This window comes from Shewanella sp. MBTL60-007 (assembly GCF_019654915.1).
Classification (GTDB): Bacteria; Pseudomonadota; Gammaproteobacteria; order Enterobacterales; family Shewanellaceae; genus Shewanella.
The window spans coordinates 1-9,542 of the sequence record NZ_BPET01000098.1; the positions used below are offsets into that span (position 1 = coordinate 1).

The 9,542-nt window shown below is 42.2% G+C and carries 8 protein-coding genes and 1 pseudogene; 5 read left to right on the top strand and 4 right to left on the bottom strand.

The features are described from left to right. Positions 1-866: 866 nt before the first annotated feature. Positions 867-1,403, bottom strand: coding sequence for a hypothetical protein (locus tag K5Q92_RS22880; protein WP_220771136.1), 537 nt, complete (start codon positions 1,401-1,403; stop codon positions 867-869). Between the two features lie 354 nt (positions 1,404-1,757). Here K5Q92_RS22880 and K5Q92_RS24545 point away from each other — a divergent pair. After that, positions 1,758-1,830: pseudogene (locus K5Q92_RS24545) on the top strand (S24 family peptidase); the annotation flags it as partial. A 70-nt stretch (positions 1,831-1,900) separates the two neighbouring features. Here K5Q92_RS24545 and K5Q92_RS22885 read toward each other — a convergent pair. Both K5Q92_RS22885 and K5Q92_RS22890 read right to left on the bottom strand, forming a co-directional pair. After that, on the bottom strand, positions 1,901-2,875 hold the full coding sequence (locus K5Q92_RS22885; protein ID WP_220771137.1) for a Gfo/Idh/MocA family protein: 975 nt from the start codon (positions 2,873-2,875) through the stop codon (positions 1,901-1,903). Then, on the bottom strand, positions 2,872-3,174 hold the full coding sequence (locus K5Q92_RS22890) for a putative quinol monooxygenase (protein WP_220771138.1): 303 nt from the start codon (positions 3,172-3,174) through the stop codon (positions 2,872-2,874). Before K5Q92_RS22890 ends, K5Q92_RS22885 begins: the two co-directional genes overlap by 4 nt. A gap of 104 nt (positions 3,175-3,278) precedes the next feature. On the opposite strand from K5Q92_RS22890, the gene K5Q92_RS22895 reads away from it, so the two are divergent. The 3 genes from K5Q92_RS22895 (at position 3,279) to K5Q92_RS22905 (ending at position 7,137) form a co-directional block, all read left to right on the top strand. Next, positions 3,279-4,154 (top strand): LysR family transcriptional regulator, encoded by an 876-nt coding sequence (locus K5Q92_RS22895; RefSeq protein ID WP_220771139.1) that lies wholly within the window; start codon positions 3,279-3,281, stop codon positions 4,152-4,154. 402 nt (positions 4,155-4,556) lie between these two features. Further along, positions 4,557-5,594, top strand: a complete 1,038-nt coding sequence (locus tag K5Q92_RS22900; RefSeq protein ID WP_220771140.1) for an HlyD family secretion protein — start codon at positions 4,557-4,559, stop codon at positions 5,592-5,594. 1 nt (position 5,595) lies between these two features. After that, the gene (locus tag K5Q92_RS22905; protein WP_220771141.1) at positions 5,596-7,137 is read left to right on the top strand and encodes a DHA2 family efflux MFS transporter permease subunit; all 1,542 of its coding nucleotides are present in this window, start codon (positions 5,596-5,598) and stop codon (positions 7,135-7,137) included. Positions 7,138-7,253: 116 nt separating this feature from the next. Here the strand turns inward: K5Q92_RS22905 and K5Q92_RS22910 are convergent, their stop codons facing one another. Next, positions 7,254-7,670: a DUF4156 domain-containing protein gene (locus K5Q92_RS22910; protein ID WP_220771142.1), complete on the bottom strand. Its 417-nt coding sequence runs from the start codon at positions 7,668-7,670 to the stop codon at positions 7,254-7,256. Between the two features lie 391 nt (positions 7,671-8,061). Here K5Q92_RS22910 and K5Q92_RS22915 point away from each other — a divergent pair, with 391 nt between their 5' ends. Beyond that, positions 8,062-9,312, top strand: a complete 1,251-nt coding sequence (locus tag K5Q92_RS22915) for a valine--pyruvate transaminase (protein WP_220771143.1) — start codon at positions 8,062-8,064, stop codon at positions 9,310-9,312. Positions 9,313-9,542: the final 230 nt, after the last annotated feature.

Below are 9,542 nucleotides of genomic sequence, written 5' to 3' on the forward strand. Positions count from 1 at the left end.
TCATAAACCAATCTTTTTTTAGCTATGATAATTCCTTTTTCATATGTTGTTATTGTATCTAGCAAAAGACTTTTCTTCTTTTACTACCCCTGTATATAGCTCTTCCTTATAGTAAAACTTATCGTTCTTCATGGACAAATTAATATCTTGACTAAATACAGTCATTGCCATAAATAGGTGTAAGACATTCAATTTAAGCATAATTACTCCTTAACTAGCTAATTTCATTCTCATTATGCGTTTTCCGAAGACATAATAACTTTTATATGCAGGCTTACCTTTTCGATACTGAATACTTTTACCATGTCGTTTTCCATTTTTATAAGCTTTGGGACTCATTGGTGGCCTTAAAGCCTTTAGAACTTTAGCCTGACCTACAGCTATCCATATTGTTAACCCTAAAAACAACATTGCTCCAACAATGGGGTTCCAAATGAAGTGCGCGTTTAATACACCTATTATCTTTGATCTGATTTAGAGAAGCTTTTGATTAATAAGCACTCTACCAGAGTGGTGCTGAAATAACGAGCATACTTAATCGAAAAAGTCTACATTAGTAGCAGGGTTTTGATGAAAACAATCTGTTAATGCCATTCATGGAATTAGCTAGGCCAATCAAAATCAAAACTCTAGCCGAATATTGAAGTGAGTTGCCGCCCTTGCCGTTTGTTTCTCTTGAATAAATGCTATCTATCTGTATCTTATAATCGGACCTAATATACGGATCTCAATTTCGAATATTGATTTCGACAATTGTCACCCAAGCTAAAAATCTCAATTGCCCTGATCGATATCAAAACCTTGCGGCATGGTAAATACAAAACCCAACGCAAAGCAAATATGCTAAGCGTTGAGTGTCACAACTGTTATTCGGTGCTCTGTGCAACTGGGTTCATGAAATTAAACTCAAATTGTCCATCTGGATCTTCCACATGAACAACATCTTCTAAACAGCCCTGTTCAAAGTTAGGGTTCTCTTGCAAAATGCTTATGAACTTTTGCTTTATGAATTCACTGTTAATTGCTGTAGCTAGTGCTTCATGAGTCAGCTTAATGCAACGGGAATAGACATCTTCTCCTTCTATGTAATCGTCTTCTTCATTGGATGCCATTTCACCCCAGTCAGAGTATATTTCCATAAGTTTAATCGAGGCTTCATCCTGATTATTGCTGGCAGACTCAACGATAAATTCATCATGATAATCCCGCGGATGCTCATTAAATTTTAGGTGGTTTTTATTCCAAATATTCCAATACAAATCGCTATGCCAAAATGCCACCGACAAAGTCATGTGGGAAAAAGCCTCTTGCCTAACATAAAATCTCAAGCTGTCCTCAGTTTGAGTAATGAGTCTATCTAATACGTCTGCGTAAAGGCTGCTAAGCTCTTCCTTCGATATCATTTTTTACTCCGACTTTTGTATAACAATGCTATGCAGTCAAAGGACTAACAGTGACAAACAACAGTGACAAACTTTGTTGGTTAGAATGTTGAGACATGAAAAAGCCAACAGATTTGCCCTCATTAATTAGCTTTTTAGCTGCATTTACTCTTAAAGCTAAGCCTTATGAAGTTTTCGAACTCCATTAAACACTTGCAGTTATTTAACTCGCTCAGGGTATTTCAAACCTGAAATGATTGCTATAGCAGCAGCTTTGTTAGTTCGGTTAATGTTATCTTCGTTGTATTTTTCCCTTAAAGTTGGCCGTAATAAGCTCTGCAAACAAAGGGATATTCTATATAGGTCGCACCAATGAATGGTGACTCTATGGAAGGTGTTGGCATTTTTGAAGGCGATATTTTAATAGTGGATAGGCATGTCGATGCACTTTTATCTAATATCAAAAACGGCACACCAATCATTGTGCCGTTTTTTAAATACAACAAGCAGTTAAAATGCTATGAGACAAGTGTTTCCCATTCAGTCAGTAACTGCATGATTCGGTACGAGTCATTCCAGGTTGCACAAGGATATTCAAGTGCTTTCTTGCCGTTCTCTACCGCTTCGCGGATGTTACGTACCTGATAGAAGAAAGCATCACCTTCAGCAGCAACTGAAACTATACGCTTTGAAGTTTCGTAGATTTCGACACTAAATTGGTTCTCTTTCGCTGGTAGCCACGGATTGGAATCCAGCGTAATACAACCTTTACTACCAAGAATAGTGAATTGGTGCTTTAGACCATGATCCTCAGCTGTATGCAGATTTGCTGTTTGTTGGTCGCCAAATCGCATCATTAGGTTTGATTCGCAGATATTACCATCTTGCCCTCTACGACCAATGGCGACGGCTGTTCTGCCTTCCAAAGCTTGCTCACCAAGCATGGATTTCACTACAAGGTGCAGCAGAGATATTGGATAGCAACCTAGGTTGTATAATGCGCCCTTACTGTCTGGATTAACGAATTGAGCAATCGATGCGATGTAAGAAGCATGAACCGAACGCAATTCTCCAATTTCTCCCGATTTTAGTACCGAAACCAATTCTCTAATCAACGGGTGGTGCAAATACATCAAGCCTTCTGCAAAAAATACCCCGTGCGCTTCTACGGCATTTAGCGCCAATTTGGTTTTTTCCATATCAACGGAGAGTGATTTTTCACACAGAATCGCTTTACCCTGCTTTGCCGCTTTAACAATAAAGTCATGATGAAGGTGGTTTGGTAGAGCAATGTAAATAATATCTACTTGCTCATCCTCAATCAAAGCAGTGTAATCGGTGAAGATCTTTTCAACGCTATATTGCTCAGCAAACGCCTTTAAGTTTTGTTCTGACCGCCCGGCAACGGCATAGAGTTCACTCTTATCATCATTTTTGATCGCTTCTGCCATAACGCCTGAGATAAAGCTTGTTCCTAAAATTCCCCACTTCATGATTGCGGCTCCTGTTTACCCTGTGTCTCAAATACTTGAACCAATTCAGCCATTTCAGCCGCAATAAATACCTGTGTATGGGGCATCGTAAAATGGGCTTCGATAGCGGCTCGATTTTCGTATCGCTCCCACAGAATTACCCGTTGTGGTTCCTTTTCATCGTATGTGGCAATGGCTTGTAAGCAACCCGCTTCAGTTTGCATATCATGGCAGAATTGCTCAATAGCCTGTATCACTTGATTTCTCGGTTTGGCCGCATTCATTTTAAGTTCAGCAGTGACAAAAATAGTTTCGTTCATGATGGTTTTCTTTCTTCTTTTTTATTGATGGGCGCTACTGTAATTAACCTCATTTGATTGATAAACTCCGCTTTAGTTATTTCTTTATCAACTCTAAGTGTGCAATGGATAAGCTAACCAGCATGAAAGTCTTTGCTTATGTGGTAGAACATGGCAACTTTCGCAATACTGCCCATCATTTTGATATTTCACCCACCATGGTTGGCAAGCATGTGAGCTTTTTAGAGCAAACCTTAGGTACGCAACTTATCCACCGAACAACGCGTAAGCAGTCTCTTACTGAAGCAGGCAAACTCTATTACCAAGAGTGTCAGCGCATTATTGAAGATATCACCAACGCCGAAAACCTGATCCAAACGTTGATGAATCGTCCATCTGGCACTGTAAAAGTGAACTGTCCCGTGACTTACGGAAAAAAGATACTTGCACCGATCGTGGCAGACTTTCTCTCTGAATATCCAGACCTGAACGTGGAGTTGATGTTAGATAACAAGCTGATTGATCCTTACCTCAGCGATGCGGACATCATTATTCGTATTGGAGATTTGGTTGACTCTTCACTTGTTGCACGTAAGCTTGGTGATTACGAGATGACATACTGCGCCGCACCTTCCTATTTAGCGAAACACGGGCAAATAACCCACTTGGAGGATCTCAATCAACATCATTGCCTCGGTTTTCAATACCATCAGGGAGAGAGCCAACAAGTTGTAAACATACCATCGAATACCTTTGGTCTAACCAATACTCGCCTAACCTCGAACAACGGAGATGTACTTAAGTTTGCTGCAATAAATGGAGCTGGTGTTTTATTGCAACCCAAAATCCTTGTTGAAGAAGAAATCCAATCCGAAACCTTAGTTGAGTTACTTCAAACATACGCACCAAAGCCCAAGCCAATCCATCTGCTCTACCGCTCAAAACAATTGTCATTAAAAAATCGGACTTTTGTCGACTTCGTGCTTCGCGAAGTAAATTAACCATAATTAAGCCAAGTCATATAAGAATAATTGCTCAATCAGCTTTATTGAAAACCTCTAAGATTAGTGCCTGTATCTTAGCTATCAATAGGATTCTGTAGGACGAAACTCAAGGATAAATAATTGGCTTTTCAAAAGAGCGAGTACTGCATAAAAGGGAATATACGACTCCCTGGCTAACAGATCTTCAATAAAATATTAATCACAACGCATCAAGGTATATAAACCACTGGTAAATTAAATTAATCCCAGATTAAACATGGTTCACATTCGTGCTTTTTTAGTCACTTACGTTGTGACAACCACAAACTAGGTCTAATATTTGTGAGAACAAATTAATCTCTCCGCGCGTTGAGCCTTCAATACTCGGCAATCGCCAAATAACCTTACTGGGTTAAAATAATGAACGAAACTTCAGCTCCATCCCATACATTACGTAACCTTATTATCGCAACCATAGCGATTGTCGTCTTAGCCACCCTTAGTTATTTCTATATTCAACACCAAAAAAACTACCCGAGTACCGATGATGCCTACATTCACGCCAACATCATTTACATTGCTCCACAGGTAAATGGCAAGGTGATCAGTGTTAACGCATCAGATTATCAAAAAGTCAGTCAAGGCGATTTGTTAGTACAGATAGACCCAGCTCCTTTTCAAGCCAAACTCGATGAAGCGCGCGCAGCCTATGAAGTCGCCATGCAAAATAATGCTGCAAGCGATGACGCGATACTCGCCGCCAGTGCAAACGTTAAAAGCGCTGTAGCCCAGTTATCCGATGCCCAGTCCACCTATCAACGCATTAAACAGTTAGTAGAAAAGCAGTTGCTACCCGAACAACAACTCGATGATGCTCGCGCTAAGCTCTCTTCAGCAGAAGAAAGCGTTATTGCTGCTAGGGCTACGATGTCACAACTTATTAAAACCCAAGGTGCTCAAGGGGATGCGGCTCCAGACGTCAAAAAGGCGGCAGCAGCACTGAGTCAAGCCAGCTTATCGCTTTCATACACTAATATTTTTGCTCCAAAAGACGGCCATTTAGGCAAGTTAAGTGCTCATGCCGGTAGTGTTGTTTCCCCTGGCCAAGCACTCGTACCTTTAGTTGAAGATAATACTTTTTGGGTGCAGGCCAATTTCAAAGAAACCCAGCTAGAGCGGATTAGAAGTGGCATGCCTGCCTCGATTACATTAGATCTCTACCCCAAGGTCGACTACCACGGCACCATTGAAGCAATTTCGCCAGCAAGCGGCTCGTCATTTTCACTGCTGCCACCTGAAAATGCGACGGGTAACTGGGTAAAGGTCCCTCAGCGTTTCCCAATATTGATCCGCCTTTCTAATGAAGCCGAGCATCCAGACTTTCCGTTGCGGGTCGGCGCAAGTGCCAATGTCACTGTAGATACCCTTCACAGCTCAGCTCAGCATAAAGAGCAGTAATATGGAGCCGTTATCAAAGGCGTCTCCAACTAACGAAGAGCCACAGGTTTTAAGCGAAAACAGCCGTAAGCTGGTTACTTTAGCCGTAATGTTGTCGGCTATTATGGTGCTTCTAGATATGACTATCGCTAATGTTGCGCTCCCTCATATGATGGGCGCATTAGGGGTTACATCTGATCAAGTAACTTGGGTGCTTACATCCTACTCTATGGCTGAAGCGATATTTATTCCGTTAGCGAGCTTTCTTGCTTTGAAGTTTGGGATTCGCCGTCTTTTACTTATCTCCGTAAGTGGTTTCGTGATCACTTCCGCACTCTGTGGTCAAGCTGATACCATCGCTGAAATGGTGACCTTTAGGGTAATGCAAGGCGCATTTGGCGCTTCGGTAATCCCACTTTCTCAGTCAATTATGGTGCAGATCTATCCTGCCAATCAACGTGGTAAGGCAATGGCGCTATTTAGTGTCGGGGTGTTACTCGGGCCGATTTTAGGGCCAACCCTAGGCGGGATCATTACCGAGAATATGGATTGGCGCTGGATATTTTACGTAAATCTCCCTGTAGGCTTGCTCTGTTTAGGCCTTATCTATCTCTTCGTTAAGCTCGATGGTCGCGGTCAGACCCGTATCGATTGGCCAATTGTTATCGCAATGACCATAGGTATTGGCTTATTACAAATGGTGCTAGACCGAGGCAATGAAGAGTCTTGGTTTGAGTCTAATATCATCTTGTTCTCGGCTATTATCAGCGCCATAGCGATAATTTTCTTTGTTGCACGCTCCTTCATGACTAAGAGCGAGATCGCGCCGGTTTGGTTATTGCGTGATCGTAACCTAGCCATGTCATGCCTGGTTATGGCCGGCTTTTCTATGGGCATGTTTGGTATCACCCAGCTACAACCCATGATGCTTGAGCAATTATTGAATTACCCAGTAGAAACTACAGGTTTTGCTATGGCGCCTAGGGGGCTTGCTTCTGCAGTGGTGTTACTGGTGATGGCGCGCTATATGGACAAAATCGATGCTAGGCTGTTGATTGTTGTGGGTCTGAGCCTGAATGCCTTGGGAACCTATTTAATGACTCAGTATTCTCTTGAGATAAACATCTACTGGATCTTACTTCCAAGTATCATTCAAGGTGCAGGAATGGGATTGGTTTTTGCTCCACTAAGTCAGTTGGCCTATGCGACACTTTCCCCAAAAGATACTATAGGCGGCGCAGTGGTGTTCAATCTATGTCGTACTATTGGTGGCTCCTTTGGGATCTCCATCGTTAATACCTATTTCTCACGGATCCAGCAACAAGAATGGAACCAATTAGGCGGGGCGCTTTCACCAACTAATCCGGTATTACAGCAAGCAGCCCAGACACAGGGAGCCAGTATTACCGATCCAACCTTTTTAGCTCAGCTGCAAAACCTGCTACATCAGCAATCTACCCTCACCGCCTTTGTCTATACATTCGGCTTCTTGCTATTCTCTTACTTATGCCTTATTCCACTGCTTGCACTGTTCAAGCCTAAACCCAAAGTGGCGGCGTCTTAGTCGGAATAGTTGGTCAGAATAATAGGTCACAATAGTTAGCCACAATATTGAGTATGAACTTAGTGTAAGTTCATACTCATAGCTTTTTGAAGATTGGCTATTAGCCCTATTGAGCGTCAGTCTGCGCTATCTATGGGTTTATCTATGGAGTTGTCTATCGCTGTATGCGTACTTTGAAATAGCGCATTAGCCTCAGTCGCCTTATCACCACACTGATAGGCATTGGCAATCATAGTCACTGAACCAGTGAACCCCAACGGTTTATAAAGATAAATGGTATCGGCATCGAGTTTCGCAGCCTTGATGCGCATCTCATTTAATGTGCCCCAAACCATGTCTTTATCGGCGTGTAGCCAATAGTCATAAAAGTGGCCCTGTGAACCAATGACCGTGCCCTTGTGCTCACAACCTTGTAATGCAATAGGGTCATCCCATAGCACCTTTACAGTGTTAGATTCATCGGTTGGAAAAGTGATGCAGCCTGTTAGGCTTGCACAGAACAATGCAATTGCACTAAGTTTTACGAGTTTCATGGTTAATCGTTCAAGAAAAAGGGACGCGATAATATAGATTTTTTACTGTTTTGGGAATCCTTTTCCCTCACTGATTTCACCAGAGCAACTAGCAAAAAAAATAGGTTGAAAATGAGTTTTATTACCTTGGCTATCGACTCGAAATTCAGTTCTCCTTGCCTAAAACATTTGTTCTTCTATACCGCAAACTGCTGCAATATCAATCGAAAACTTGCCAAACAGGGGCAATATTTACGTGACCTTTCGTCTCAAATTTGTACAAATATTTGATGAGATTTTAGGTAAAACATGATGAGTCCCAAATTAGTCAGCAAAAAAACAAATAATGAGTGCGTTTGCAGCGAAATCTTGTTACTACAGGCATTCTTTAGCAATGGTTATGTTGGGTGTTATGCAGTTTTCAAAGTTTGGTGAAAAATTTAATCGTTATTCCGGTATTACACAGTTAATGGATGATCTTAATGAAGGTTTAAGTACACCCGGGGCAATCATGCTCGGTGGCGGAAACCCGGCAACCATTCCTGCAATGCACGATTACTTTCACCAAGCGTCAGCCACGCTGCTAGCTAACGGCGATTTAGTCGCTGCCCTAGGTAATTATGATGGCCCACAGGGTAAAGACAGCTTCTTAAAGGCCTTAGCTAAGCTTTTACGTGAAACCTATGGTTGGGAGATCAGTGAGAAAAACATCAGCCTCACTAACGGTAGCCAAAGCGCCTTCTTTTACCTCTTTAATCTTCTTGCCGGTAAGCAAGTTGATGGTAGCCACAAGAAAATCATGTTGCCTATCGCTCCAGAATATATCGGCTATAACGATGCTGGCCTAGATGACGATATCTTTGTCTCTTACCGCCCTGATATCGAGATGCTAGATAATCGATTATTTAAGTATCGTGTCGATTTTTCAAAACTTGAGATCGACAGTTCTGTCGCTGCTATCTGTGTCTCACGCCCGACAAACCCTACTGGCAATGTGCTTACCGATGCTGAGATCGTGAAGTTAGATGAGTTGGCCCAAGACAATGGCATTCCACTGATTATCGATAACGCCTACGGTACCCCCTTCCCTAATATTATCTTCGAAGAGGTAAAACCTTTTTGGAACAGCAACACCATTTTATGTATGAGCCTATCAAAACTCGGTTTACCGGGCGTTCGCTGCGGGATCGTTATTGCTAACGAGGATATCACTCAGGCAATGACAAACCTTAACGGCATCATAAGTTTGGCTCCTGGCAGTTTTGGTCCTGCTATCGTTAAGCAGATGATCGATTCCGGTGACCTTCTCACTCTAAGTGAATCAGTCATTAAGCCTTTTTATAAACAGAAGTCCGATTTCGCCGTCGCTTTGTTGCAAGAGTCGATTAGCGATACCCGATTTAAAATCCATAAGCCTGAAGGCGCGATGTTCCTCTGGCTTTGGTTTGATGAGTTACCTATCACGACAATGGAACTCTATGACAGATTAAAAGCTCGCGGTGTGTTAGTCGTACCCGGAGAGTACTTTTTCTTTGGACTCGAACAAGATTGGCAGCATAGCCATCAATGTTTACGCATGAACTATGTTCAAGATGAAGCTAAGATGATCGTGGGCATTCAAATTATCGCCGAAGAGGTCGAAAAGGCTTACGCTAACGCCTAGCAATGAGTTAATTTTAGCGACCGCTTTAAAGTTAAATAGACGAGAGCGCTTGATTTCGCTCTCGTTAGCCTTGCTTGCCTTTGTGTACATTTCGGCTGTTATTAATGTCCTATTTATGGTTAATTTCGCTGCTAGCGTTGTTAAAACCTAAAAGGCTTTTGTCGCACTGCCGTGATACACCCCAGTACCGGTTCAGCTCCCCGTTTAGCAGAAACCCACCCAATTAACAC

Coding starts and splice junctions, on each gene's coding strand:
- K5Q92_RS22910 (WP_220771142.1), bottom strand. CDS start 7,670: ATGAAACTCGTAAAACTTAGTGCAATTGCATTGTTCTGTGCAAGCCTA.
- K5Q92_RS22885 (WP_220771137.1), bottom strand. CDS start 2,875: ATGAAGTGGGGAATTTTAGGAACAAGCTTTATCTCAGGCGTTATGGCA.
- K5Q92_RS22905 (WP_220771141.1), top strand. CDS start 5,596: ATGGAGCCGTTATCAAAGGCGTCTCCAACTAACGAAGAGCCACAGGTT.
- K5Q92_RS22900 (WP_220771140.1), top strand. CDS start 4,557: ATGAACGAAACTTCAGCTCCATCCCATACATTACGTAACCTTATTATC.
- K5Q92_RS22890 (WP_220771138.1), bottom strand. CDS start 3,174: ATGAACGAAACTATTTTTGTCACTGCTGAACTTAAAATGAATGCGGCC.
- K5Q92_RS22895 (WP_220771139.1), top strand. CDS start 3,279: ATGGATAAGCTAACCAGCATGAAAGTCTTTGCTTATGTGGTAGAACAT.
- K5Q92_RS22915 (WP_220771143.1), top strand. CDS start 8,062: ATGCAGTTTTCAAAGTTTGGTGAAAAATTTAATCGTTATTCCGGTATT.
- K5Q92_RS22880 (WP_220771136.1), bottom strand. CDS start 1,403: ATGATATCGAAGGAAGAGCTTAGCAGCCTTTACGCAGACGTATTAGAT.